Origin of the sequence: Micromonospora arida (assembly GCF_042873195.1) — a bacterium.
Lineage (GTDB): Bacteria > Actinomycetota > Actinomycetes > Mycobacteriales > Micromonosporaceae > Micromonospora > Micromonospora arida.
Genome location: NZ_JBIALC010000006.1, coordinates 295,617 through 321,045, shown reverse-complemented (window position 1 = coordinate 321,045; position 25,429 = coordinate 295,617). Strand labels below are relative to the sequence as shown.

Genomic DNA, 25,429 nt, shown 5'->3' with positions numbered 1-25,429 from the left:
AGGCGTTCAACTGGCGTAATCCGGATCGTTGATGTGTGATGGCTGACACGTCCCTCAACGAGAGGATCCGATGTGGTGAGCAAGCGCTTCACCGCCCGTACGGTCGCGACCGCGGCTGTGCTGGCACTTACGGCTACGGGGTTGGGTGTGCCGGCCAACGCCGCGCCGAGCGACTCCCGGACCTTCACCGTCGTCGCCGAGGATGGCGTCGCCACCGACACGGCCGTCGCCGCGATCCGGGCAGCTGGCGGCACGGTGGTGTCCCGGTCCGAAGAGGTCGGCATGTTCCAGGTCAGCAGCGACCGGGCCGACTTCGCGGCGAGGGCGACCGCGGCACCGACGCTGATCGGCGCCGCCGAGCAGAAGGCCATCGGCCGAAAGCCGAAGCTGGACCGGGTCGAGCAGGAGCACCTGCCGGCCGCTGCCGGTGCTCGTGCCGATGCTGCCGGTGCTGCCAAGAAGGGCGCCAAGCTCGACCCGCTCGATGACAAGCTGTGGGGCCTGGAGATGATCCGGGCCGACAAGGCCCGCAAGATCGAGCCGGGCGACCGTCGGGTGACCGTCGGCGTACTGGACACCGGCGTCGACGCCAGCAACCCGGACATCGCGCCGAACTTCAACTGGTCGCTCTCGCGTAACTTCGCGCCCGACATGACCGATGTGGACGGCCCCTGCGAGGTGCCGAGCTGCCTCGACCCGGTCGGCACCGACGACGGCGGGCACGGCACCCACGTGGCCGGCACCATCGGCGCCGCGGCCAACGGCTTCGGTCTCTCCGGCGTCGCCCCGAACGTCTCGCTGGTCGAGCTCAAGGGCGGCCAGGACTCCGGCTACTTCTTCCTCGACCCGGTCGTCAACGCCCTGGTCTACGCCGGCCGGTCCGGGATCGACGTGGTCAACATGTCGTTCTACGTCGACCCGTGGCTCTACAACTGCACCGCCAACCCGGCCGACTCGCCGGAGGACCAGGCCGAGCAGCGGGCAATCATCAAGGCGATGAAGCGGGCGCTGGTCTTCGCTCACAACAAGGGCGTCACCCTCGTCGGTGCGCTCGGCAACAACAACGAGGACCTGGGCGCACCGCGTACCGACACCACGAGCCCGGACTACGGCGCAGACCCGTATGACCGCCCGATCGACAACGAGAGCTGCTGGGACCTCCCCACCGAAGGCCCGCACGTGATCGGCGTGTCGTCGGTCGGCCCGTCCGGCAAGAAAGCGGACTTCTCCAACTACGGCACCGAGCAGATCTCGGTCGCCGCGCCCGGTGGATTCGCGCGGGACGGCTTCGGGACCCCGACGTACAACACCCCCGGCAACCGGATCCTCTCCAGCTACCCCCTGAAGGTGCTCCAGGAGGAGCCCATCTCCCTCACCATCCCGGACCCCAAGGTGGACGCGGACGGCAACATCGATCCGCGCGTCGCGACGAGCGTGTTCAAGCAGTGCAAGGCCAACGGCGAGTGCGGGTACTACACGTACCTGCAGGGCACCTCGATGGCGTCCCCGCACGCCGCCGGTGTCGCCGCGCTGATCGTCAGCCGGTACGGCAAGGCGCAGGGTCGGACTGGCTTCGGCATGTCGCCGGACCTGGTCGAGCAGCACCTCTACCGCACGGCAGCCGAGCACGCGTGCCCGGAGCCGCGCCTCCAGCAGTACCGCAACGAGGGCCGGGACGAGACCTACGACGCGTACTGCGCCGGTGGGGTCAACTTCAACGGCTTCTACGGCTACGGGATCGTCGACGCCTATGCGGCGGTGAAGACCCCGCTCAAGCCGAACGCCCGCCCGTAGCGCACGTCGCACTGCGGTGGCCCAACCGCCACCGTCCTCCGGGGCCCGGTCGACACCTCGTCGACCGGGCTCCGGCTCGTCCAGGCCTGTTGACACCAGCCGTCGATCGGGCTCCGGCTCGTCCGGGCCTGTTGTCACCGGCCGTCGCCCGGCGCCACTCATGATCGACTCGGTTTTCTGGAAGGCGCGGTGTTGGTGCCTGAAGGATGGCGCGATTTCCAGGAACCCGAGTTGATCCTGGTCACCTGGACGATCCCTGTCGCCAGCCGCGGCTGACCAGCGCGTCGCGTACCTCTCGGAGCACCGCCGGGAACTCGCCGTGCAGCCGGCGGTTGGTCACGTGCAGGACCAGCCAACCCGCGGCGACCAGCTGATTCAGCCGACGGCGGTCGCGGTGCAGCTGCTCTACGTCGGAGTGCCACTTCCCGTCGTACTCCACCGCTACCCGATATTGCGGCCAGGCCAGATCGGGGTGCAGAACAATGCCGGTGGGCAGGCGTACCGGATGTTGAACCGCCGGGCGCGGCAGCCCGCCCAGCACCAACCGCACGCGAAGCTGTGACTCCGGCGGAGATTCAGCCCCGCCGTCGGCCAGGTCGAACACCCAGCGTGCTCGTCGCGCACCCGGACGGTCAGCATTGCCGGCAGCCATGGCGGCCAAGGTCTCGCGATCGGCCAGCCCCTGCCCGAGCAGCGAATCGACGATGGTGACCGCTCGGATGGGGTCGAGCCAGACAGCCGTCTCCCAGGCGGCCCGGCCGGGGTCGGATCGGGGGATTGGGAGGTCTTGCTCCCATCGCCTGGGCGGGCTGGCCGCCGCCCACCCATCGCCTCGACCAGCCACCACCATGCCCCCTGCTCCCACGGACACGGCGGCCGGGCGGGACGGTTGCCGCGCTGGGCGTGGTGACATTCCTGTCGGTCGGATTGCGGCTGGCTGATGTCCTGGGGTCGGCGGACGGTTCGCATTCGGTGGCCGGCCTGTCGGTCGTCGGGTGGTTGGCGCGGCGGGCTCAGAAGTCTCGCTCGCCGTGAGCGGGGTGATGGCCCTGACGTGCACGCGGAGGCCACGCTGTGGGCCTATCCGCAGCGGTCGGGGCACGAGGACGTGCACATCGTCGGTAAAGCTCGCGGCGTGTTGGACGCCGTGCAGGTAGGCGGCCGACGGGCCGCCGACCACCACGCCGGGCGGTAGCCGGAGGAGGGTGGCGCGACACGCGAGGGCGTGATCACGGTCCAGCCGCGCGTCGGCGTAGATGTCGTGGCGCAACCGCACCCAGGCAGAGTTGCGCAGCTGATGTTCGGTGAGCAGGCCGTCCCGGACAGCGTCGGAGCCGCGGAAGACCTGCCAGGCCAGGACATCGGGGCGATGCGGACGTGGGGGCATGTCGAGCAGCCTGCCGACCACCGACTGGCCACCGAAACCCCTGTGGACAACCCGGCCCGCGCATGCCGCTGGACCTGTGGACAACCACGAATCCGCCTGCCGATCGTGCTATGGCAGCGGCCAGAACGGCCGACCGATCAGGCATCAGAGCCGTCGGCGGGCGGTGATCCACTCGCGTTTCTGAAAGTCGGGCGGTCACCGGCCTCGGGATACCGCGACTTCCGTGAACCCGAGTTGATCAGGCCACGGACGCGGGGCGGGGCGCGCGGCGGTGGGGTGGCGCGCGGCGGGGCGGGGCGGTGGGGTGGCGCGCGGCGGGGCGGGGCGGGGCGGTGAGGTGGCGCGCGGCGGGGCGGGGCGGGGCGGTGAGGTGGCGCGCGGCGGGGCGGGGCGGTGAGGTGGCGTGCGGCGGTCGGGGTCAGCTGAGGGCGGTGGTGATGGCTCGGGCGGCGGCCAGCACCTGGGGGCCGATCGTGTCGACGTCCAGCGGGGCGAGCGCGACCACGCCGACGCTGGCCTCCAGGCCGGGTACGCCGAGCACCGGTGCGGCCACCCCGTACGCCCCGGCCTGCAACTCTCCGCTGCTGCTCACCGGCTCGGCCACCCCGGCGCGACCGGCCAGGATCGCCCGGCCGGCTGCTCCCCGGTCCAGTGGATGCCGTGCCCCGGCCCGGTACGCGACGTGGAACGACGTCCAGCTCGGCTCGACCACGGCCAGGGCGACGCCCTCGCCACCTTCGACGACGGTCAGGTGCGCGGTCGCGCCGGCCTGCTCGGCGAGGCGGCGTAGCGCGGGCAGCGCACCCTCGGCGAGCAGCGGCTGGGCCCGTCGGGCCAGGTGCAGCAACCCGGCACCGAGGCGCAGCCGACCGTCTCCGTCGCGACGCAGCATGCCGTGCCCGGTCAGCGCACTGACCAGTCGGTAGACGGCGGCCCGGCCGATGCCGAGCCGATTCGCGGCCTCGGTGACGGTCAGACCGCCGGAGGCGTCGGCGACCAGGTGCAGCAGCCGCAACCCCCGGTCCAGCGTCTGCGACGTCTCCCCGCCTCGTCCCACAACCGCGTCGGCCCGCCCCACGCCAGCCTCGGTCCGCCCGAGGGCCGCGTCGGGGGCCGACCCGAGGGCCGTGTCTGCGGAGCGGGAGGCCCGCCCGGAGGCCGCGTCGGCCGAGCTGGAGGCTCGCCCGAAGGGCACGTCGGCCCGACCTCCACCTGCGTCGGCCGGTCCGAAGGTCGCGTCGGCCGGCCCGGAAGCCCGCTCGAAGGATGGGTCGGCGGGGGCGGTGGGGTTGGGTGGCGGGTCACCGGAGCCACCGGAGCGTGCGGTCGCATCCACGCCTGGCAGCGTACGACCCGGCACCGGCGGACCCGGACAGGCACGGACAGCTACCCTTGTACGGTGACGCTACGCCTGTATGACACCGCCACCCGATCGGTGCGGGACTTCGTCCCGCGGGAAGTCGGCAAGGTGGGGGTCTACCTGTGTGGTCTCACCCTTCAGGCACCGCCGCACATCGGTCACCTTCGCTCCGGCGTCAACTATGACGTCCTGCGTCGTTGGCTGTTGGCCGCCGGCTACGAGGTCACCTTCATTCGCAATCTGACCGACATCGACGACAAGATCCTGGTCAAGGCGGGCGAGCAGGGCCGTCCGTTCTGGTCGATCGCGTACGCCAACGAGTTGCTGCTCGCCGAGTCGTACCGGTCGTTGAACGTGCTGGCACCCACCTACGAGCCGCGCGCCACCGGGCACATCCCGGAGATGCATGAGCTGATCACGAAGTTGATCGCCGACGGGCACGCGTACCCGGCGAGTGACGGCTCCGGCGACGTCTACTTCGACGTGGCGTCCTGGCCGGCGTACGGGTCGTTGTCGGGTCAGTCTCCGGACGCCATGCAGTCGGCCGGGGACGCCCCGGATCGGGGCAAGCGGGATCCGCGCGACTTCGCGCTGTGGAAGGGTGCCAAACCGGACGAGCCAGCGGACGCCTACTGGCCTTCGCCGTGGGGTCTGGGCCGTCCGGGCTGGCACATCGAGTGCTCGGCGATGTGCTGGCGCTATCTCGGCCCGGAGTTCGACATCCACGGCGGTGGCCTGGATCTGACGTTCCCGCACCACGAGAACGAGATCGCCCAGTCGCAGGCGGCCGGGTTGCCGTTCGCCCGCTACTGGGTGCACCACGGGCTGCTCAGCATCGGCGGGGCCAAGATGGGCAAGTCCGCCGGCAACGCCCTGGGCCTGGCGTACGTGGACTCGCTCGGGGTGCGGCCGGTGGAGCTGCGCTACTACTACGCCGCCGCGCACTACCGCTCGGTGATCGACTACTCGGAGGATTCGCTGCGCGACGCGGCCACCGCGTACCGGCGGATCGAGGGTTTCGTGCAGCGGGCCGCCGAGAGGGTCGGTGCCGGGCCGCTCGGTGAGCTGCCCGCCGGCTTCGTCGCGGCGATGGACGACGACCTCAACACGTCCGCCGCGCTGGCCGTGCTGCAACAGCACATTCGGGACGGCAACACCGCGCTGAGTGTCGGCGACGATGTGACCGTCCGCACCACGCTGGCCGTGGTGCGGGCAATGCTGGATATTCTCGGGATCGACCCCCTCGACCCGGCCTGGACCGGTGGCGGCCGATCGGACGATCTTCGTGCCGTGGTGGACTCCCTGATCGCGCTGGCCCTGGAGCAGCGTGCGCAGGCGCGGGGCCGCAAGGACTGGGCTGCCGCGGACGCCGTGCGTGACCAGCTCAAGCTGGCCGGCGTGGTGGTCGAGGACACCCCCCAGGGCCCCCGTTGGACTATTGGAGAGCAGGACTGATGGCCGGCAACTCGCAGCGCCGTGGCCGGCGACTGACGTCGAAGGCAGGCGCCCCCAAGGGCACCGGCGGCAAGAACAAGGACTCGTTGGCCGGGCGGGGTCGCACCCTGCCCGCGGACGAGCGGCCGTGGCACAAGGGCTACTCGGGCACCGAGAAGCTGCCCCAGCGCACCGCCTGGAAGCAGGACAAGGAGCGCCGCGCGGCGGCCGAGGAGGGGCGCGCCCCCAAGATCGGCCAGCCCGGAAGTAAGGACACCACCTGGGGTCGGGGTGGCGGTCGGGGCGTACCGGTCGGCCGGGGCACTGCCACCGGCGGGCGGGGCGGCAAGCCCACCGGCCGGTCCGGCCCTCGGGTCACGCCGGGGCGCAAGTCCAACCCGTCCAAGGACACCCCGGAGCTGCTGGTCGGGCGTAACCCGGTGCTGGAGGCGCTGCGCGCCAACGTGCCGGCGACGGCGCTCTACACGGCCCAGGGCATCGACATGGACGACCGGATCAACGAGATCATCCGGACCGCCGCCGACCGGGGCATCGCCAACCTGGAGATCAGCCGCGCGGAGTTGGACCGGATGACCGGCGGGGTGCTGCACCAGGGCGTCGGCCTGCAGGTGCCGCCCTTCGCGTACCAGCCGTTCGAGGACATGGTCGCCGCTGCCCTGGAGCAGCAGGCCCCGCTGCTGGTCGCGCTGGACGGTGTCACCGACCCGCGCAACCTGGGCGCCGTGATCCGTTCGGCTGCCGCGTTCGGCGCGCAGGGTGTCTTCGTACCCGAGCGTCGTGCCGCCGGGATCACCGCGACCGCCTGGCGGACCAGTGCCGGTGCGGCCGCGCGGGTGCCGGTGGCGCAGGTGACCAACCTGACCCGGTCGCTGAAGGCGTGCCGGGACGCCGGCTTCATGGTCGTCGGCCTGGATGCCGACGGCGACACCGACCTCTACAACCTGGAGGCCGCGGTCGGTCCGCTGGTGGTGGTGGTCGGTTCCGAGGGGCGCGGTCTTTCCCGCCTGGTCGGGGAGACCTGCGACCTGACCGTCAGCATCCCGATGATCTCCGAGGTCGAGTCGCTCAACGCCAGCGTGGCGGCGGCGGTCGCCCTGGCCGAGGTCGCCCGCCGGCGCTCCGTCGAGCAGTAGCGCACGTCGAACGAAGGCCCCCTCCCGCCGAGCGCGGGAGGGGGCCTTCGTGCTCATTCAGTCGGGTACGACGAAGGGGCGGCCCGCCGAAGCGGACCGCCCCTGTCGGTACGGCGTTACGTCAGATCCGGCCACCGGTGGCGGCGTGGAAGACGTGGCTGCGACCGGCGACCGGCTTGACGAACACGGTGTCACCCATGTTCGGCATGTTGCGCCGGTCGGTGCGGACGACGAAGCGCTCCGAGTTGCCACCCAGCGCGGCGTGGCCGTAGACGTTGGCGTCCGAGCCGAGGTCCTCGACCAGCTCGACCACGACCGGCATGCCGCCCTCGGTCGGGCTGACCAGCTCGCAGTCCTCCGGGCGGAAGCCCACGGTGACCTTGCCGTCGCCACCCTCGGCGCGGGCCGCCTCGACCTGCTCCCGGGTCAGCGGGATCTGCAGCTCGGCGAACTCGGCGCCCCGCTCGTTCAGCGGAACGGTCTTGATGTTCATGGCGGGAGAGCCCATGAAGCCGGCGACGAACACGTTGGCCGGGGTGTCGTAGAGCGCCCGCGGGGTGTCCACCTGCTGGAGGACACCGTCGAGCAGGACCGCGACCCGGTGACCCATGGTCATGGCCTCGACCTGGTCGTGCGTGACGTAGACCGTGGTGACGCCCAGCTTGGCCTGCAGGGACGCGATCTGGGTACGGGTCTGCACGCGGAGCTTGGCGTCGAGGTTCGACAGCGGCTCGTCCATGAGGAAGACCTGCGGCTCGCGGACGATCGCCCGGCCCATCGCGACGCGCTGACGCTGACCACCGGAGAGCGCCTTCGGCTTACGGCTGAGGTACTCCTCCAGCTGGAGCAGCCCGGCCGCCTCCTTGACCCGCCGGTCGATCTCCGACTTGGAGGTCTTACGCAGCTTGAGGGCGAACGCCATGTTCTCGTACACCGTCATGTGCGGGTAGAGGGCGTAGTTCTGGAAGACCATCGCGATGTCGCGGGCCTTCGGGGGAAGGTGGGTGACGTCACGCTGGTCGATGTAGATCGAACCGGCGTCCACGTCCTCCAGGCCGGCGAGCATCCGCAGGCTGGTGGACTTGCCGCAACCCGAGGGGCCGACCAGGACGAGGAACTCCCCGTCGCCGATCTCGAGGTCCAGCTCGTTGACGGCGGGACGCTCTTGGCCCGGGTAGACCCGGGACGCCTTGGAATAAGTGACGGTAGCCATGGTGAAGCGCTTCCTTTCACCGGCAGGAACGTGCCGGACGATCCGAGTGAAGGAGCAACCGGCGCGTGTCCGTGCCGGTCAGCGGACGGCGGCGCGGTCGCGGGGGCGCCCGGTCGTCGTCCGTGTCAGTGAACCGTAAACGCGTTTACCCGTGCTGCCAAGGTGGGGGGCCGCCCAGCCCATCAGGCGGGCTACGCATTCCGGTCACTCGGGCACGGTCAGACATCAATCGACGCCGTGCGAAACGAGTCTGCGTCGGGTTGTTGACGATTCCCGTGCTCGGGAGGCCTCGCGATCGGGATTACCGGACGTCAGTCGCTATGCTGACCTCGACGCACGCGCCCCTGTAGCTCAGCTGGCCAGAGCACTCGCCTTGTAAGCGAGATGTCGCCGGTTCGATCCCGGCCGGGGGCTCCAATTACATCAGGCATTTCGCAACCGGCTCTGCCGTGAGTCGACCGGTTGACAGCAACGGCACTCATGAGAGCTTCCCGTCGAGCTTGTCGAGCGCTTGGCGTATCGCCTCGAGGTCGGCGTGAGCGTAGACCTTGAGCGCGATCTTCACATCGGCGTGCCGAGCGACGGCCTTAACGACGTGCGGCGGTACACCCAACTCCATCAGCAGCGACACGACGGTGTGCCGCAGGTCCCGGAGCACCCTGCCGGAGCGAACTCGGCCGGCCCCTCGGTGTGGCCTTCGGCGGTCTACGGTGTGGCGATGTCCGAGCAGTGGTCCTTGACCGTCGACTGCGCGAGCCCGCGTGAACTGGCCGCGTTCTGGTGCCTCGCGCTGCGGTACGTCCCGGCCGCCCCACCAGAAGGGTTCGCCACCTGGGAGGCTTGGCAGGCCCATTTCAAGGTTCCCGAGGACGAGTGGGACGACGGCGCCTTCATTGAGGACCCCGACGGCATCCGGCCCGGTATTTCCTTCCTGAAGGTGCCGGAGCCGAAGGCAGTCAAGAACCGCATGCACTTCGATATCCACGTCGGCGGCGGCAGGCACGAGCCGTTGAAGGTGCGCTGGCCGCGGGTCCAGACGATGGTCGACAAACTGGTGGCAGCGGGCGGGACCGTACTCCGGGTCGACGAACCGGACGGTACGCCTGACCACGTGACGATGGCCGACCCGGAGGGCAACGAGTTCGACGTCCTTTAGGCCCGTTCGACCGGGCAGTTGGCCAAGCCGTAGCCCTCAACAGCGTCACGCAGGTCTTGATACCGATGTGTCACGCAGGCCCCGCGCCTCGACACCGGACTGCCGGTGCCTGGTCTCGGATGATGTTTGACGGAACGGCGTCGGAGGATCCTTGACGCCAGGTCATGATCGATTAGGTCTACTGCCTATGGCCGATGGTAGGGCTGGTCACCCGCGTGAGGCGGAAGGGCTAGCGTGTTTCGTGTGCCTGAGGAACCCGACGAATATTTTCTGATGCACGAGGAGCCGGTGTTGGCCAGTCTGGTCGAGCTGTCCGGCGTCGAGATTCTGTGGTGCGACGACTTCTACGATGGAGCGATCGACGGGCTGGCCCGGTGGGATGGGCGGGAGTTCTGGTTTGCGGGGGTCTATCCACTGGACCATCGCCCCCGGCGCTATGTCCTGCATGAGATCAGGGCCGTGGGCGTCGAGGCGGCGTCAGCGCTGCACCGTCAGCTGGGCGCATACGCTGAGGCATCCCGCCACGGACGCTTGGACTCGACACAGGAGAGAGCGTGGGGCCAGGTGTGGGCGAGCCGGCCGGATTATCGCGGTGCCCCGGCTGTTGGGTGGTTCACCGCCTAGCCTCAGGCTCAAGGTTCAGCCAGTGGTGCGGTCGCGGGGTGCGGTCAGTGCGCCTCCGGCGGGGGCGCTCCGGCTCCAGGATGGCCGGGGCACCGTCGGCGCGTCGCGGTCCGTGGGCGGTTGCGGTAGGCCATCCCGCCTGCCATCGACCCCCGGGCAAGCCGAGCAGACCACCGTCCGGCCCGCCAGCGTCCGTGCGGGCCGTCAAGGTCCGCTTGACATGGCGGGCCGGGCGGCGCCCCGTTCCCCGGAGGGCGGGTCGACGGCAGAGGCGATGGCACGGTAGGCAGTGCCGTCAGTCGTTTTCAACTCGCCGTGCAGAAATCGTCAGCAGACCTTGGTAAAACTCGGCAAGTTCTTTCACGCCCTCGTTGAGAGCAGCACCGATACGCTCGGCTCGGTCTGGATCCATGCGCGGTAGGTTCAGTAGACCCACCGCTCGGGCGGGCCGTAGGTGCATCACCAGATCATCGTCCTGAAGCATCCCGGCGGGCACACACTCGACAATGGATTCGAAGACGCGTCCCTGGATGTACCACTCTCGATCATCGTCGAAGACCACGACCATCATTGCCGTTCCTCCGCACCGCCTGCCTCTGACACACCTTGATCCAAAGCCTAACTGTCTCCTCCGCTGCCGGGGCAGGAGGTCCTGCGTGGCACGCAGCGAGCACAAGATGCCGCGGAACGGGCTGAACCAGCGAGCAGCCATGGCAGACCGGGACGCCGCGGGAGCAGGCGTCGGACGCCGTACCCGTCTAGGTGCGCCGGGGCTCCGAGTTCCGCTTTGACGTCTGACGCTCGGAGCTGGGTGACCAACTGGGTGACGACCAAGGCGGCCGACGCCGGACGCCTATGGACGATGGGGGCTGTTCAGGCAGTTCACTACGGCTGCTCGCCCAGCTCATCGACGGTTGATCATTGTTCCGCACAGGAGAGGTCATATGCGTCGCATGTCCAGCGCTCGTGAGGGCCTGGACCACGTCTGCAAGTAGGCACGCGCCGGGCAGGATACTTCCAGCGATGCGGTCTCATTAGCGTCGAGCTGTAGGGCGAGGGGTTCGCTGCGGATCCAGTCCAATGTTGCCTGGACTACATGCTCACCCCCTTCGAGGCTGACCCTGGCCGATTGACCTGGCCTCAGCCCAGCGACTCGTCGTCCGTCAACCTTTACCCAGATGCGCCTAAGCAGGCCACCTGAGTCATGTGGTCGACCGAAGAGAAGCTCCGCCATTGGCCCTCGACCCTCGCTCGTTTTTGTGGAGCAGCATGGCATAAGAGTGTTGAACGCTCGGCGGCCAGCAACGGGTCACTGGCGACGGCCGGGCCAAGCGGCCCATGCCGCCACGGCCACTGCCGTCCGTACCGGGTCGGTGTCACTCCTGGCGCACGGCGTCCCACAGGTGTGGATGGCGGTAGTGGTTGCCAGCACCAGCCGCCAGCACCGCACGCAGCGGGGCGAGGTGCGGGGTGTCCGCGGGTAGCTGAAGGCGGTCCAACAGGGCTAGCGCCGGCATCGGTTCGAGGTCGCCGTAGACGTCGTGGTAGCTGGCCCGAAGGCCTCTGAACAACGGCAGCCGCAGCTCGGGCACTGTTGCGACAGCCTCATAGACATCGTGTTTGTGAGCCCAGCGGATCGGCCCCGAGTGCTCCAGGACCCGTGCGACTCGACGGTGCACCGGACCGCTGGCGAGATCGAACTGGCGTCGTCGGGCCAGCACCCGGCGCACGTCGTCGCCGGCCACCTGCGAGAACGCCGCCTCGACGGTGCCCTGGTCCTCGAACCAGTCGACCCACAGCGAGTACAGCACCTGCTCTGCCGGTTCGACGGCTTCGAGACGCTGTCGGTATCCGGCCCAGAAGGCATCGGTGACCGCCGGGTCGGCCTGCTCGGTGATGAAGGTTCGCAGCTCGACGGTCACCCAGTATTCGTCGAGCAGATCGAGGAGGCCGAGCCCCGTGCGTAGCCGCTGCATCGGCACCAGCCGGTCGTCTCCGAGAGCGGCGGTTGTCCATTCGTGGGCGAGGTCGTGGTCGGATCGTTCGGAGTCACCCGATGGGGAGGATTCCGACCAGCGTCCCTTGCCGAGCGCCGTCACGCCCTGTTCGGCCAGCCAGCGCAGCGCGTCGTTCGCCTCGGGTGTGGGCACCCGGGAATTGTCGGGGTCGGAGAAAATCGGCGCCAGTGCTGCAGACCCTGGTCGTCCACGTGCGGGCCACAGAGGACGCTGCTGCGATTCGCGCATTGGCGGAAGGGCGGAAATGAGATACGTCAGCCTTGAACGAACCAGAGACGGCATCTTTCTGGATCCCGAGGCGTACCTCGAGCAGTTGCCATCGCTTGCTGACTCGTTGCCTGACGGAGCTCGCAGGTTCGCTACGGAGCCCGGCCACTACGACTTCTTCGGGCAGCGCTGCGTCAAGAGCCTGAAGCCAGCGCGACTGACGTCCGGTGAGACAGGCGGCAGCCGGTGGCTTGAGCTGCACCTCCGGCACAACTGTTGGAAGCACGAGGAAGACCTGACCATCCGCTACCGAGGCGTGCGGAGTCTGACGATTGAACCCGCTGACCGAGAGCTGGACGTGGTCCAACTCCAGGACGTGATGTTGGACGAGGTGTTGCCGCACGAGCAGGGGTGCCGGCACGAGATCGCCTGTCTCGCCGGCAGGATGATCGTGACGAGTCAGGACCTCACCGCAACCTGGCAGTACGCCGACTGTCCGGAGCGCGAGGCCAACCGGTAAGTCGACGGCGCCGGTGGACAAGCGAGGACAACGCGGGGCCGCTACCCGACCGGACGACGCAGTGCAGACGACTACCGGATCCGACCGGCGCTCAGCTGAGCAGCTTCACCACGGCGTCGGCCACGGCGCGGGCGGACTGCGGGTTCTGACCGGTCACCAGGCGGCCGTCGACCACCGCGTGCTCGGTGAAGTCCGGCGCCGGTACGTGCTGCGCGCCAGCCTCGGTGAGCTTGTCGGCGAGCAGGAAAGGCACCTCGTCGGTGAGGCCGACGGAGGCCTCCTCGCTGTTCGTGAAGCCGGCCACCCGCTTGCCGGCGACCAGCCGGGAGCCGTCGGTGAGGGTCAGGTTCACCAGCGCCGCCGGACCGTGGCATACGGCGGCCACCACGCCGCCGCGCTCGTAGACCGAGCGGGCGATGCGGGCCAGGTCGGGGTCGTCGGGGAAGTCCCACATGGTGCCGTGACCGCCGGCGAAGAGGATCACGTCGTACCCGGCCGGGTCGACGTCGGCGGCCCTCGGGGTGTCCGTGACGCCGGCGGTGGCGAGGAAGTCGTTCTGGGTGCTGTCGTTCTCGTCCCGGCCGTCTACCGGCGGCTCGCCGCCGGCCACGGACACCAGGTCGACGTCGTAGCCGGCGGCCCGGAACACCTCCCACGGCTCGGCGGCCTCGCCGACGTAGTAGCCGGTCGAGCGGCCGGTGCGGCCCAGCTCGGAGTGACTGGTCAGGGCGATGAGTGCACGAGTCATGCCCTCCATGCTGGCGCGGCCGGTCCGTTCCGGCCATAGGCCGATGTCACAGCGGAGACGGGTTTGAACGCCGGGTCACCGGGGTCGGCGTAGCCTGGGCCCGCAACGGGCGAGTGAGGCGGGGGCCGATGAGTCGCGCGGTGGAGGAGTCGAACCGGGCGATGCTGCGCGCCCGGGACGCGATGGACCGGGCGTACGCCGAGCCTCTGGACATTCCGGCGTTGGCCCGGATCGCGCACGTCTCGCAGGCGCACTTCATTCGTACCTTCCGGGCCACCTTCGGTGAGACCCCGCACCGCTACCTGCAACGCCGCCGGGTGGAGCGGGCGATGTCGTTGCTGGTGGAGACCGACCGGGACGTGACGGACATCTGCTACGCCGTCGGCTTCGGCAGCCTGGGGACGTTCAGTCGGACGTTCCGGCAGATCGTCGGGGAGTCCCCCTCGGATTTCCGGCGTCAACGCGTCGCGCCGGCCAACGTGCCGTCGTGCTTCACCAAAGCCTGGACCCGACCCAGCAGTTTTGGATAAGCCGCAGGTCACGGTCTACCTCTAGCGTCATGGGCATGACGATGAACGCGATCAGCCGCTCCCAGATCTACGTCCTCGACCAGGACGCCGCGCTTGACTTCTACGTCAACAAGCTCGGCATGGAGGTCAACACCGACCAGGACCTCGGCTTCATGCGGTGGCTCACTGTCAACCTGCCCGGCGACCCGGAGCGCGAGATCCTGTTGGAAAAGCCGGGCCCGCCCGCGCTGGACCCGGCCACCGCCGAGCAGGTCCGGGAGCTGCTCACCAAGGGTGCCCTCGGCGGGTACCTCTTCATGACCACGGACGACGCCCGCAAGACGCACGAGGATCTTGTGGCGAAGGGCGTCGAGATCACCGACGAGCCGACCGAGCGCCCGTACGGGATCGACTTCGGCATCCGGGACCCGTTCGGCAACCGGATCCGCATCGGCCAGATGTTCCCCCGGGCGTAGGGGGCGGGCGATGAGCCAGGCTGCGGCGTTTCCCGTGGTACGACCGGCCGCCGTCGGTCGGGACCGCCTGTTGTTGCTCGGCGGGGTGCTCGCCGGCCCGATCTTCGTCGGCTCGGCGATGGTCCAGGCGGCGACCCGGGACGGCTTCGACTTCCGTCGCCACCCGGTCAGCGTGTTGAGCACCGGCGAGTTGGGTTGGATCCAGATCGTCACGTTCCTGGTCACCGGGGTGCTCTGCGTGCTGGCCGCCCAAGCGCTGCGCCGCCGTACCAGCGAAGGCGGCGGATCGGTCTGGCTGCCCCGACTGCTCGCGCTGTACGGCCTGGGCCTGGTCGGGGCGGCGATCTTCAGCGCCGACCCGGCCGACGGGTTCCCGGCCGGTACGCCTCGGGGCGCCGGTGAGATCAGTTGGCACGGGGGCCTGCACTTCCTGGTGGCGGCGGTCGCCTTCGTGTCGCTGATCGTGGCGACGGTGGTGGCCGCCCGTCGGGCCGCACGGCGAGGGGCGCGCGGTCGAGCCGCGTACAGCCTGGTGACCGGGCTGTTCTTCGCGGCAGCCTGGGTGACGCTGATCGCCCGGCCCGCACCGGCCGTGATGGTGGCGTTCGGCCTGGCGGTGACGGCCGGCTGGCTGTGGGTGTCGGTCACCTTCGCGCGGGCGGCGTCCGGTCGGGCCGACTGAGCCGACGGCCGCAGGACCGGGAGGTGCGGGGTCGAACCCGTACCTCCCGGTGTGTTGAGGTAGGGGTCATGGTGACCCGGTTGCTGTACCTGACCCGACACGCCGAGCAGGATCTCTCCGAGCCGAGTGGGCCGGATGCCGGCGAACCGGACACCGGCCTGTCGGAGCGCGGCCGGCGGCAGGCCACCCTGCTGGGCGAACGCCTGGGGGCCCGCCGGTTCGCCGCCGTCCACCACGGGCCGCTGCGCCGGGCCGCGCAGACCGCCGAGCTGGTCGCCAAGTCGCTGCCCGACGTTCCGGTGTACGAGACGGAGCTGGCCGGCGACCACCTCCCACACGACACGGATCCGGCTGGCCTGCCGCCCGCGTACGCCGAGTTCCTGACCCAGTTCTCGGAGGCCGAGCGGGTCGACGGACCGCGAGTGACGGCGGACGCGGTGCGGCGCTTCGCCGGCCCGGTCGCCGAGGGGCCAGCCGGCGGCGAACCGGTCCGCGAGTTGGTCGTGACGCACAGCTTCCTGATCGCCTGGCTGGTGCGGCACGCCCTCGACGCGCCGGAGTGGCGGTGGCTGGGTTTGAACTCGCACAACGCGGGGCTGACAGTCATCCGGTACAGCGCGGCCGGCCCGCCTAACCTGATCGCCCTCAACGACGTGGCTCACCTGCCGCCGGAGCTGCGTGGCACCGGCCTTCCCCCGGACTACCTGACGTGAGTGCCGGTAGTCCGTAGCAGCAGCTCGACCAGCGCTTGGGTGGCCGGTGGTGGGGGCGCGTCGGCCGGACAGTCGACGTACCCGGTTTCGATGCCGCCCACGGTGAGCCGGTAGTGGAACGTGTCCGCGCAACTGGTCGGACTGCTCGGCTGCCGCGCCTCGGCGGCCAGCCGGGGGTCGGCGGCCAACCCGCTGAGGCTGCCGAGATCGGCCGGGGTGAGTCGGCCGTTGCGTCGGCTACCGGCCCGGTCCACCGCGGTCCACTGACCGTCCGGCTCGACCGTCACGACGTCCCCGCGGCCGGCGAAACCGCCGGAGCTACGCAACGTCACCCGGGCGGCCGCGCCGCCGGTCTCGGGGCCGCCGGTGGTGGGGGCGGTGGTCGGAAGCAGGGTGCCGGTCGGGCCGGGAGCGGTGGTGGCCGGGGGCTGACTCGGGGCGGTGGAGGTGCGGTCGGGGCTGGTGCAGCCGGCCAGGAGGGCGACCAGCAGCGCGATCGTGACGCCGGCTGTCGAGGCGGGTCTCATGTCCGTCGGACGTGCTGGGGCAGGTATTGGTTCCCTCGTCAAGCCCCTCATCCGTTCGGTCAATGTAGATGTCTGACATCGGTTCAGGCCTTCTCTTTTCTTCAACACATAGCTATATCTACATGCGTGACTACCTCCGTCACATCCTTCTCCTCTCAGGAGCGCACGTGAAAAGAGCTCTTGCGGCCGTCAGCGCAGTGCTGCTCACCAGCGGCCTGCTGACCTGCGTCGTCACCCCGGCGCATGCGGCCCCGCCCACCTCCCCCGCGCCGGACGCCTCCGCCGCGGCCCGAGCGGCAACCGTTCTACGAGCGAACCCCGGCGCCGTCCAGGGTTCGAGCGCCGAGTCCTACCAGGTGCGCAGCACCAAGGTGGACCCCAGCGGCGCGGCCCACACCCGCTACACCAGGACCTACCAGGGCCTGCGGGTGTACGGCGGTGACTTCGTCATCCACACCGCGCCGAACGGCACGTACGCCGGCAGTTCGGTCGGTCTGGCCGCGCCGCTGACCCTCGCCACCTCGGCCAGGACCACCGCGGCGGCCGCGAAGAAGGCCGCCAGCGCCCGGTTCGCCGGTAAGGCCGAGGCGGTGGGCACGCCGGAACTGTTCGTGGACGCCAGTTCCGGGCAGGGTCGACTGGCGTGGGAGACCGTGGTCAGTGGGTGGCAGCCCGACGGGCAGACCCCGTCCCGGCTGCACGTGATCACCGACGCCACCACCGGCGCGACCGTCGGGTCGTACGACGAGATCGAGTCGGTGGTCGGCAGCGGCCAGGGCATCTACACCGGCACGGTCAGCATCGACACGACGCTCTCCGGCAGCACGTACCAGATGATCGACCCGTTGCGCGGCAACGGCCGCACCTGTGACATGAACAACGGCACGTCGAGCTGCACCACCTTCACCGACGCCGACAACGCCTGGGGCACCGGAGCCACCTCCAACCGGCAGTCCGCCGCGGTGGACGCGCACTTCGGCGCCGCCAAGACGTTCGACTACTTCAAGAACACGCACGGCCGTAACGGCATCTTCGGCAACGGCAGCGGCGTGCCGAGCCGGGTGCACTACGGCAACAACTACGTCAACGCCTTCTGGGACGGCGCCCAGATGACCTACGGTGACGGCTCCGGCAACTCCCGCCCCCTCGTCTCGCTGGACGTGGCTGGGCACGAGATGAGCCACGGTGTCACCGAGGCGCTGGCCGGCCTGGTCTACTCCGGCGAATCCGGCGGCCTCAACGAGGCCACCAGCGACATCTTCGGCAACATGGTGGAGTTCTACGCCGCCGCGCCGAGCGACCCGGGCGACTACCAGGTCGGTGAGAAGATCAACATCAACAACAACGGCACGCCGCTGCGCTACATGTACAACCCGTCGCTGGACGGCTCGTCCGACAGTTGCTGGTCCACCAGCACCAAGAACAAGGACGTGCACTACTCCTCCGGCGTGGCCAACCACTTCTTCTTCAACCTCGCCGAGGGCACCGGCGCCACCTCGTACGGCACCTCCCCGGTCTGCGGTTCCGCCCCCGCGGTGACCGGCATCGGCCGGACCAAGGCCGAGAAGATCTGGTACCGGGCGCTGGACGTCTACTTCACCTCCAACACGTCGTACGTCAGCACCAGCAACCCGGCGAACACCTCCCGCGCCTACAGCCTGCGGGCGGCCACCGACCTGTACGGAAGCTGCTCCACCGAGTACAAGGCCGTGCAGGCCGCCTGGACCGCGGTGAACGTGGCCGGCAGCGACTCCGCCTGCTCGACCGGCAACGACTTCTCGGTCGCGCTCTCGCCGACCGCGGGCTCGGTCAACCCGGGGAGCTCCGCCGCCACCACCGTGTCGACCGCCACCACCAGTGGCTCGGCGCAGACGGTGACGTTCTCGGCGTCCGGCCTGCCCAGCGGGGCGAGCGCCGCGTTCAGCCCCGCCTCGGTGACCTCGGGCGGCTCGTCCACCCTCACCATCAGCACCTCGGCCAGCACCCCGGCCGGCACGTACTCGATCACCGTCAACGGTGCGGGCGCGGTCACCCGCAGCGCGACCTACCAGCTGACCGTGAACGGCACCGGGGGCGGCTGCACCGCTCCGGGTCAGAAGCTGGCCAACCCGGGCTTCGAATCGGGCGCGACCGGTTGGACGGCAAGCTCCGGCGTCATCACCAGCTCCAGCAGCCAGGCCGCCCGCACCGGGTCGTACAAGGCATGGCTGAACGGGTACGGCAGCACCCGCACCGAGACGCTCGCCCAGTCGGTGAGCCTGCCCGCCGGCTGCTCGTCGTACGCGCTCAGCTTCTGGTTGCACATCGACTCCGCCGAGACCACCAGCAGCGTCGCCTACGACAAGCTCAACGTGCAGGTGCTCAACTCGAGCGGAACCGTTCTGGCCACCCTGGCGACCTACTCGAACCTGAACAAGGCCACCGGCTACAGCCAGAAGACCTTCTCCCTGGCCGCGTACGCCGGCCAGACCGTCAGCCTGAAGTTCACCGGCACCGAGGACTCCTCGCTGCAGACGTCCTTCGTGGTCGACGACACCGCGCTCACCGTCTCCTGATCTGACCACGAGCCCAGCGACCCTCACAGGTCGCTGGGCTCGTCGGTGCGGTGCCGGCAATCTTGGACAGTTTCCGTTCAGCGCTGACGGAAACTGTCCAAGATTGCTTCGGGCAGTCCGCGTGATCTGACCAATCGCCGCGCCGTTAGTGTCGCCGCACTGGTGCACGACGTCGGCTCGTCAGATCGGCGTCGTCGAACGGGTGCGGGGGAAGGAGCGGACGTGTCGGACGCGGAGTTGACCGTCGAGGTGACCGGACCGGTCGCGACCGTGGTGATCCACAACCCTGCCCGGCGCAACGCGATGACCGCGGCCATGTGGCGTCAGCTCCCCGAACTGCTCGACCGGCTGGAGCCCGACCCCGACGTACGGGCGTTGGTGCTCACCGGCGCCGGCGACGCCTTCTGCGCGGGTGCCGACCTCGGTGACCTGGCCGAGTTGCTGGACGCCGGTGACGCCAGCATCGCGGTCGCCGCCGAGGAACGGCTGGCCCGGTTCGCCAAGCCGACGATCGCGGCCATCCGGGGCGCCTGCGTCGGCGGTGGGGCTCAACTGGCGGTCGCCTGCGACCTGCGGATCGCCGCAGACGACTCCCGTTTCGGCGTACCGCCGGCTCGACTCGGGTTGGTCTATCCGGCACCGACGACGCGCCGGCTGGCCCGGCTGGTCGGCCCGTCCGCCGCCAAGCATCTGCTGTTCACCGCCGAGCTGATCGACGCCGAGCGCGCCCTGCGGATCGGCCTGGTCGACGAGGTGCTGCCGGTCGACCGGCTCGCCGCGCGGGTGGACGAGTTGACCGCGACGGTCGCCCAGCGGTCGCCGCTGAGCATCGCCGCCGCGAAGGAGATCATCGACGAGCGGGCCGAGCCCGCACGGATCGCCTGGTGGCACCGGAAGGTGACGACGACCGGCGAGGCCCGCGAGGGGGTGGCGGCGATCGCCGAACGCCGGCAGCCCCGCTTCGCCTGGCGGCCACCGACCGACGACTGAGCGCCTCGGTTGCCGCGGGAAGCCATGACAAGCAGAGCCACCCGGGCCGATGTTGAATTCTGGTCCCACTCATCACGATATTTCGATCCCGGGTACCCGATTCTCAAGCCGGTACGGCAGGCTGTCAGTCGTGCAGCGTGATCAGTTGCTTGCGGGCCGCTACCGGCTCCTGGAGCGCCTTGGCAGCGGCGGCATGTCGGCGGTGCACCGGGCGTACGACGAGGTGCTCGAACGGGACGTGGCGGTGAAGGTGATGGTCGCCTCGGACACCAACGCCCGACAGCGGATCCGAGGTGAGGCCAAGGCCGCGGCCCGGCTGTCGCATCCGCACGTGACAAGCGTCTACGACTACGGCGAGTCGGCGGTGGACGATGCCGAGGTCCCGTTCGTGGTGATGGAGTTGCTCGGTGGTCACACCCTCGAACACCGGTTGGTGGTCGGACCGTTGCCGCCGCGCGCCGGTCTGCGGGTGTGCGCCGAGGTGGCCTCGGCCCTCACCGCCGCGCATGAGCAGGGGTTGGTGCACCGCGACATCAAGCCGGGCAACGTGATGCTCACGCCGACCGGCGCGAAGGTGCTCGACTTCGGCATCGCGGCAGCCGCCGGCGCGCCGGAGGTCGACTTCGAGGGGCGACTGCTGGGCACGCCCGCGTACCTGGCGCCGGAGCGGTTGCAGGCCGGCGAGGTGCTGCCGGCCAGCGACGTGTACGCCCTCGGCCTGCTGCTGTACCGGGTGCTCACCGGCCGGTCCCCGTGGCCCGCCGAGGCGCGGACCGGGGCGCTCCGCGCGCACACGCACGTCGAGCCGGACCCATTGCCCCCGATCGACGGCGTACCGCCCGAGGTGCACCGGCTCTACCGCTGGTGCCTGGCCGGCGACCCCGCCGACCGACCGTCGGCGGCCGACGCTGCCCGCATCCTGCTCGCCGCCGCCAGCGCAGCCGTGCCCGAGGCGGCTGCCGTTGCCGCCGAACCAGCGGCAGCCGTCACCAAGCCGACCAGCACCAAGCCGACCAGCACCAAGCCGAGCAGTGCCGGGCCGACCAGTGCCGGGCCGACCAGTGCCGGGCCGACCAGTGCCGGGCCGACCAGCGCCGGGCCGAGCAGTGCCGAACCGAGCAGCGCCGAACCGACTAGCGCCGGGCCGACCGGCGAATCGGCGGGGCCGATGAGACGCGGGCCGTGGCGTTTGGGGCGGGCCATTCTGACGGTCGGCGGGGCCGTGATCGCCGCGGTGGCGCTGGCCGGGTCGCTCGGCGACTTCGGCAATCGTCGGCCCGGAGAGAGTGCCGCGCCGACCGGTACCGGCCCGGGCACCACCACGGTGGGGATGCCCCGCACCGAGGAGCCGACCGACGCGGTCGACACCAGACCGTCCGCCGTACCGCCGACCAGGAAGGCCCCGGCCGCTACCCGGACCGGCCCCCCGACCGGTCCGGGTGGGACAGCGGCGCCCGACCCGATCACCACCACTGGAGGTCCGACTCCGACCACTGTCGCGCCGACTCCCACCGCTGCCGCCGGTGTACCGGTGGACGCGCGCGGTGGGACGGTCACCGCTCGCTGCGTGGGGAACACGGTCGAGGTGCTCGCGGTGGTGCTCGCGCCTGATTTCCGGGCCGAGGCGTACGACCCGGGGCCGGCGGAGCGCATCGTGGTCGTGCTGACCTCGGCGGAGCACCGCAGCGAGATCCGGGTGCACTGCCCCAAGGGCCAGTTGAAGTCGAAGGTCAAGGAACGCGACGTCTGATTCGGGGGCCGGCGGGTGCCGCGCCTCGGGACGTACCCGGGACGCGGCCCCCCGTTCCCGCCGGCCGGTCCGTCACCGCCCGCCCAGAGCCGCCCAGCCCGGGTTCACCGGCTCCCGACGCAGCGGCATGCCCGCCTCCGCCGGCGTCCGGTCTCCCTTGCGCTGGTTGCAGGCGTAGCAGGCGGCGGTGGTGTTTCGCCAGGTGTTCCGGCCGCCGCGCGAGCGGGGCAGGATGTGGTCGATGGTGGAGGCCGGGCTGCCGCAGTACGCGCAGCACCGGTCGTCGCGGCGCAGCACACCGGCGCGCGACCAGGCCGGCCCGGAGTTGAACCTCCACCGGGTGACCACGAAGCGGACCAGCCGCACCACCCGGGGCATCGGGAAGACCCCGATCACCCGGTCCGGCTCGGCCTCGTGGATCTCGGCCACCCGACGGCAGAGCATGCGGACAGCGTGTTGAACGGTGACCCGGTGCAGCGGGCCGAGGTCGGCGTTGATGACGAGGACGGCTTCCACCGGAATCTCCCTCCGTGCTGAAGACGAACAAGGCGACGACGAACGAGGCGATGAGGGACGGACAGCAAGAAGCCGCCCGGTCCGGCTGTCGGACGGGGCGGCTCGGCGCGTACTGATACGCGTCAGTCGGGCCGGCCCGCCCGGGGACCTTCCGCTCGGTAACCGTCACCGGGCAGCGTCGACAGCACGGTGCTGACGTGCCACGTCGTCATGAACTGCTCCCGCGGTGGTGGTTGACCTTGCGCGCTCACGGTAGGTCGACCCGGGAGACAGGAGCAACGTATTTCGATCGGCCGGCCTCGTGGGGACGCCGCTGGCGACGGGTGCGGGGAGCTGCTTTGGCCGAGACCTGGGCGGCGGTCAGCGGCCGGTTCAGCCGCAGGGCCATCCGTGCGGTGAGTTCGCTGTCCAGCAGCGGCCGGTTGACCTCACCGGCGACGGTGAGGGCGGGCCCGGAGACCGACCGCCAGATCGCGGCCAGCCCGGCGCCGAGGCCCACCAGAGCGACGGTGGCCCGGGTGGTCGGTGAGCCGGCGGCCGCGGCGGCACTCACCCCGACGACCGCGAAGAGCACCAGCAGCAGGGGTACGAGCACCGGCCAGAAGATGCCCCGGGCCGCCTGCGCCACCAGTCGCCGGTCTCGGATGATCAGGTTCCTGGCGATCACCGCGTAGTCCTCCTCGTCGAGGAGGTCGCGCGGGTGCAGGCCGCCGGTGAGCACGTCGCGCCAGAGGTCACCCTGGCCGCGCAGCGCCCGACTCAGGGTGGCGGGCGTCGGCTCGGCCGGGTCCCCGTGGCCGGCGCGGTCGACCGCGCTCGCCCAGGCGGCCAGCGAGCGGCGCACCACCGCGGCCGAGTACGGCGGCAGCACGCTGGCCAACTCGTCCAGCCATCTGCTGATCTGGACCTGCCGGCCGCCGAACTGGCGCAGCAACTGCGTGACGTCGCCGGCTCGGACGGTGTCGGCCACTGAACGGCCCAGTCGGTAGGCCAGCCCGACCCGATGGTTGGCGGCCATCGCCCAGCGCAGCACCTCCACGTTGAGGTCGTCGAGGGCGAGCAGCAGCGGCACCGGGTCGGCGGGGTCGGGCTGGCCCAGGTCGGGGAGCAGGGCCCGGGCGGCCGACGTGTCCGGTACCGGCCCGGTGTGCCGGGTGAGGTCGGCGATCTGGGCCAGGGCGACGTCCACCCCGTCGAGGTACATCCGCATTCGACGGTGGGCGGACATCTCGGTGAGGTTGGAGAGTTTGGCCGGCGGTACGGCCGGGCGGGCCTCGACGAAGGCGCGGGGCTCCGCGTGCTGCCCGTGGTGGTAGGCGTCCGCCATCCACCAACCCAGCCGGAGGGCGGTGACGATGCAGGCGCGCTCGTCGCGGATCAGCGGGTACGCGTCGTCGCGGCCGATCTCGTCGATCGACGAACCGTTCTCTGCGCCGGCGCGGTGCAGTGGTGACATCTCCCGCTGCCCTCCCGCCCGGCCGATCGACGGTTGATCATTCGAGCGTACGGCAGCGTACGGTGGCTTATGTTGTGTTTTGTCGATTTGGCCCGGTGCGACCGGCCAGCAGGCCACGCGGTCGGATCGAGCGCACCGGCTCGGCCGCGCCGCCCTCCGCGCGCAGGATGTGGTTCGCGGCGATGATCCCGGTCGCCGCCGAGCGTTCCATCAACGCGCTCGGGAAGTCCGTGGCGATGCCGTCGCCGGCCAGGTAGAGGCCGTTCGCGTCGGTGCGTACCCCCGGTCGCCAGGCGTGGCTGCCCGGCGTGAACGCCGGCGCCTGCGCCTCCACCCGGGCGCGCAGCTCGCGGACCCGCAGGTCGCCGGCCTCCGGCCAGAGCGCGACCAGCTCGCGGCGCATCCGCTCGGCCAGTTCCTCGGCCGGCACGCCGGACTCGCAGGCGTACGCGTGCAGCTCGATGACCGACCCGCCGGTCTGCTGCGCCCAGCGTCGCGGCTCGTTCTCCAGCCGGTGGTAGAGCGTCACCGAGTCCAGAGTGGGCTGGCGGGACACACCGTTGAACACCGCCCGCTCGGCGGCCACGTCCCCGTCACACCAGTACCGTGCCACCGCGTACGGCGGGCCGGGGGTGCCGAAGGCCGGCATCCGTTTCGCCAGCTCGGGTGCCTGCTCGGCCAGGTCCGGGGAGGCCGCCACCAGCGCGGCGAGCGCCGGCGGATCGACGGCGAGCACGACGTGACCCGCCGGATGGCTGCCGCCGTCGGTGGTCGTCACCCGCCAGCCCTCGCCGTCGCGGTGCACCCCGGTGGCGGCGCAGTTGGTGAGGACCCGGCCGCCGTGCTTCTCCACGTGCCGGGTCAGCGGCTCCCAGATCGCCGTGGCGTAGTCCTCATCCGGGCAGTCGAAGGCCAGCCCCTCCGGGTTGCCGAGCAGATAGAAGTGGAACTGGGCGACCATCTCGGCGGCCGACATCTCCGCCTCGTGGTTGAAGAACGAGTGCGAGAAGACCTCGAACAGCATCGCCCGCGCCCGGTCCGGCAGTCGCAGCGACGCCAGCAACTCGTCGGCTGTGGTGTCGTCCAGCTCGGCGTAGGTGCGTACCGGGTCGTAGCTGAGCAGCGGCAGCGCCGCGTCCCGGTCCATCAGTCGCAGGTCGGCCAGGCGCAGGCTGGGGCTGCGCAGCAGCAGCGCCAGCAGGTTCGCCGGCGGCGCGGGTGGCAACCTGCCGAACTCCTCGGTCGGCCACTGCTCGCTGAGAATCGGGTATCCCGGAATCGGCTTGAGGAAGCCCAGGTCACTGTCGATCCGGCGGAGGATGGACCGCCAGTTGTAGTACTGCCGGAAGAACGCGTGGAAGCCGTGCTCGTTCTGCTGGCTGCCGTCGGCGAGCGCCTCCGGCCAGGCGCCCAGTCGACCACCGAGGGTGGGTGCCGCCTCCAGCACCGTGACCGCCACACCCCGCTCGGCCAGCACCACCGCCGCCGACATCCCGGCGATGCCGCCACCCACCACCAGCGCCGTGGTCGGTCGCGGCACCCGGTCGGCGCCACCGCCGCCCGGGTCCACCTGGTGCTGCCGTACGCCGATCAGCCGACCTACCACTTGCGACAGCGCCATGGGCCTAGTCTGCCCCACC

Annotated in this window: 25 protein-coding genes and 1 tRNA gene; 15 read left to right on the top strand and 11 right to left on the bottom strand. The window is 70.5% G+C overall.

Features of this window, described 5'->3' with window-relative positions:
• Positions 1-75 precede the first annotated feature (75 nt).
• On the top strand, positions 76-1,794 hold the full coding sequence (locus ACFYP0_RS20330; protein WP_355497545.1) for a S8 family serine peptidase: 1,719 nt from the start codon (positions 76-78) through the stop codon (positions 1,792-1,794).
• A gap of 241 nt (positions 1,795-2,035) precedes the next feature.
• Here the strand turns inward: ACFYP0_RS20330 and ACFYP0_RS20325 are convergent, their stop codons facing one another.
• Positions 2,036-2,446 carry an endonuclease domain-containing protein gene (locus ACFYP0_RS20325; protein ID WP_355497542.1) on the bottom strand — a complete coding sequence of 137 codons (411 nt, stop codon included), beginning with the start codon at positions 2,444-2,446 and terminating at the stop codon, positions 2,036-2,038.
• 402 nt (positions 2,447-2,848) lie between these two features.
• Between ACFYP0_RS20325 and ACFYP0_RS20320 the strand changes: the two genes are divergently transcribed.
• Positions 2,849-2,989, top strand: coding sequence for a hypothetical protein (locus tag ACFYP0_RS20320; RefSeq protein ID WP_258399559.1), 141 nt, complete (start codon positions 2,849-2,851; stop codon positions 2,987-2,989).
• A gap of 610 nt (positions 2,990-3,599) precedes the next feature.
• On the opposite strand, the gene ACFYP0_RS20315 is transcribed toward ACFYP0_RS20320, so the two are convergent.
• Positions 3,600-4,259, bottom strand: a complete 660-nt coding sequence (locus tag ACFYP0_RS20315; RefSeq protein ID WP_386997224.1) for an IclR family transcriptional regulator — start codon at positions 4,257-4,259, stop codon at positions 3,600-3,602.
• Between the two features lie 321 nt (positions 4,260-4,580).
• On the opposite strand from ACFYP0_RS20315, the gene cysS reads away from it, so the two are divergent.
• Together cysS and rlmB are read left to right on the top strand one after the other, a co-directional pair.
• Positions 4,581-5,996 (top strand): cysteine--tRNA ligase, encoded by a 1,416-nt coding sequence (gene cysS, locus ACFYP0_RS20310; protein WP_356978120.1) that lies wholly within the window; start codon positions 4,581-4,583, stop codon positions 5,994-5,996.
• The gene (gene rlmB / locus ACFYP0_RS20305) at positions 5,996-7,129 is read left to right on the top strand and encodes a 23S rRNA (guanosine(2251)-2'-O)-methyltransferase RlmB (protein WP_355497536.1); all 1,134 of its coding nucleotides are present in this window, start codon (positions 5,996-5,998) and stop codon (positions 7,127-7,129) included. Before cysS ends, rlmB begins: the two co-directional genes overlap by 1 nt.
• A gap of 121 nt (positions 7,130-7,250) precedes the next feature.
• Here the strand turns inward: rlmB and ACFYP0_RS20300 are convergent, their stop codons facing one another.
• Positions 7,251-8,342, bottom strand: coding sequence for an ABC transporter ATP-binding protein (locus tag ACFYP0_RS20300; RefSeq protein WP_091403085.1), 1,092 nt, complete (start codon positions 8,340-8,342; stop codon positions 7,251-7,253).
• A 340-nt stretch (positions 8,343-8,682) separates the two neighbouring features.
• Between ACFYP0_RS20300 and ACFYP0_RS20295 the strand changes: the two genes are divergently transcribed.
• Positions 8,683-8,759 (top strand) — tRNA-Thr (locus ACFYP0_RS20295).
• Positions 8,760-8,820: 61 nt separating this feature from the next.
• Here the strand turns inward: ACFYP0_RS20295 and ACFYP0_RS20290 are convergent.
• Entirely contained in the window at positions 8,821-9,000 is a 180-nt protein-coding gene (locus ACFYP0_RS20290) for a hypothetical protein (protein ID WP_355497533.1), read from the bottom strand.
• A gap of 60 nt (positions 9,001-9,060) precedes the next feature.
• On the opposite strand from ACFYP0_RS20290, the gene ACFYP0_RS20285 reads away from it, so the two are divergent.
• Positions 9,061-9,498, top strand: a complete 438-nt coding sequence (locus tag ACFYP0_RS20285; RefSeq protein ID WP_355497530.1) for a VOC family protein — start codon at positions 9,061-9,063, stop codon at positions 9,496-9,498.
• Positions 9,499-9,741: 243 nt separating this feature from the next.
• On the top strand, positions 9,742-10,122 hold the full coding sequence (locus tag ACFYP0_RS20280; protein ID WP_355497527.1) for a hypothetical protein: 381 nt from the start codon (positions 9,742-9,744) through the stop codon (positions 10,120-10,122).
• A 295-nt stretch (positions 10,123-10,417) separates the two neighbouring features.
• Here ACFYP0_RS20280 and ACFYP0_RS20275 read toward each other — a convergent pair whose 3' ends face one another.
• Both ACFYP0_RS20275 and ACFYP0_RS20270 read right to left on the bottom strand, forming a co-directional pair.
• The gene (locus ACFYP0_RS20275) at positions 10,418-10,693 is read right to left on the bottom strand and encodes a hypothetical protein (protein WP_355497524.1); all 276 of its coding nucleotides are present in this window, start codon (positions 10,691-10,693) and stop codon (positions 10,418-10,420) included.
• A gap of 805 nt (positions 10,694-11,498) precedes the next feature.
• Complete coding sequence (locus ACFYP0_RS20270; protein WP_355497521.1) at positions 11,499-12,272, bottom strand: hypothetical protein; 774 nt, start codon at positions 12,270-12,272, stop codon at positions 11,499-11,501.
• A gap of 391 nt (positions 12,273-12,663) precedes the next feature.
• Here ACFYP0_RS20270 and ACFYP0_RS20265 point away from each other — a divergent pair, with 391 nt between their 5' ends.
• Complete coding sequence (locus ACFYP0_RS20265; RefSeq protein ID WP_124861499.1) at positions 12,664-12,867, top strand: hypothetical protein; 204 nt, start codon at positions 12,664-12,666, stop codon at positions 12,865-12,867.
• Positions 12,868-12,958: 91 nt separating this feature from the next.
• Here ACFYP0_RS20265 and ACFYP0_RS20260 read toward each other — a convergent pair whose 3' ends face one another.
• Positions 12,959-13,615: a type 1 glutamine amidotransferase domain-containing protein gene (locus ACFYP0_RS20260; protein WP_355497515.1), complete on the bottom strand. Its 657-nt coding sequence runs from the start codon at positions 13,613-13,615 to the stop codon at positions 12,959-12,961.
• A 128-nt stretch (positions 13,616-13,743) separates the two neighbouring features.
• On the opposite strand from ACFYP0_RS20260, the gene ACFYP0_RS20255 reads away from it, so the two are divergent.
• The 4 genes from ACFYP0_RS20255 to ACFYP0_RS20240 all read left to right on the top strand — a co-directional run bounded on the left by ACFYP0_RS20255 (position 13,744) and on the right by ACFYP0_RS20240 (position 15,995).
• On the top strand, positions 13,744-14,145 hold the full coding sequence (locus ACFYP0_RS20255; protein WP_112582884.1) for a helix-turn-helix domain-containing protein: 402 nt from the start codon (positions 13,744-13,746) through the stop codon (positions 14,143-14,145).
• Between the two features lie 35 nt (positions 14,146-14,180).
• The gene (locus ACFYP0_RS20250; RefSeq protein ID WP_088952055.1) at positions 14,181-14,600 is read left to right on the top strand and encodes a VOC family protein; all 420 of its coding nucleotides are present in this window, start codon (positions 14,181-14,183) and stop codon (positions 14,598-14,600) included.
• Positions 14,601-14,610: 10 nt separating this feature from the next.
• Positions 14,611-15,282, top strand: coding sequence for a DUF998 domain-containing protein (locus ACFYP0_RS20245; protein WP_355497511.1), 672 nt, complete (start codon positions 14,611-14,613; stop codon positions 15,280-15,282).
• 68 nt (positions 15,283-15,350) lie between these two features.
• Positions 15,351-15,995, top strand: a complete 645-nt coding sequence (locus ACFYP0_RS20240; RefSeq protein WP_355497509.1) for a histidine phosphatase family protein — start codon at positions 15,351-15,353, stop codon at positions 15,993-15,995.
• Here ACFYP0_RS20240 and ACFYP0_RS20235 read toward each other — a convergent pair.
• Positions 15,983-16,522 (bottom strand): hypothetical protein, encoded by a 540-nt coding sequence (locus ACFYP0_RS20235; RefSeq protein ID WP_355497506.1) that lies wholly within the window; start codon positions 16,520-16,522, stop codon positions 15,983-15,985. The genes ACFYP0_RS20240 and ACFYP0_RS20235 overlap by 13 nt on opposite strands.
• A 167-nt stretch (positions 16,523-16,689) precedes the next feature.
• Between ACFYP0_RS20235 and ACFYP0_RS20230 the strand changes: the two genes are divergently transcribed.
• The 3 genes from ACFYP0_RS20230 to ACFYP0_RS20220 all read left to right on the top strand — a co-directional run bounded on the left by ACFYP0_RS20230 (position 16,690) and on the right by ACFYP0_RS20220 (position 21,817).
• Positions 16,690-19,077, top strand: a complete 2,388-nt coding sequence (locus ACFYP0_RS20230) for a M4 family metallopeptidase (RefSeq protein WP_386997118.1) — start codon at positions 16,690-16,692, stop codon at positions 19,075-19,077.
• A gap of 222 nt (positions 19,078-19,299) precedes the next feature.
• A complete protein-coding gene (locus tag ACFYP0_RS20225; RefSeq protein WP_355497500.1) occupies positions 19,300-20,067 on the top strand; it encodes an enoyl-CoA hydratase/isomerase family protein in 768 nt (255 codons plus the stop codon).
• A 130-nt stretch (positions 20,068-20,197) separates the two neighbouring features.
• Positions 20,198-21,817: a serine/threonine-protein kinase gene (locus tag ACFYP0_RS20220; protein ID WP_386997116.1), complete on the top strand. Its 1,620-nt coding sequence runs from the start codon at positions 20,198-20,200 to the stop codon at positions 21,815-21,817.
• A 72-nt stretch (positions 21,818-21,889) separates the two neighbouring features.
• Here ACFYP0_RS20220 and ACFYP0_RS20215 read toward each other — a convergent pair whose 3' ends face one another.
• From ACFYP0_RS20215 to ACFYP0_RS20205, 3 genes are all read right to left on the bottom strand, one after another.
• A complete protein-coding gene (locus tag ACFYP0_RS20215) occupies positions 21,890-22,333 on the bottom strand; it encodes an HNH endonuclease (RefSeq protein WP_355497495.1) in 444 nt (147 codons plus the stop codon).
• A gap of 247 nt (positions 22,334-22,580) precedes the next feature.
• On the bottom strand, positions 22,581-23,789 hold the full coding sequence (locus ACFYP0_RS20210; protein WP_356978130.1) for a hypothetical protein: 1,209 nt from the start codon (positions 23,787-23,789) through the stop codon (positions 22,581-22,583).
• 67 nt (positions 23,790-23,856) lie between these two features.
• Positions 23,857-25,410 carry an FAD-dependent oxidoreductase gene (locus ACFYP0_RS20205; RefSeq protein ID WP_356978132.1) on the bottom strand — a complete coding sequence of 518 codons (1,554 nt, stop codon included), beginning with the start codon at positions 25,408-25,410 and terminating at the stop codon, positions 23,857-23,859.
• Positions 25,411-25,429 lie beyond the last annotated feature (19 nt).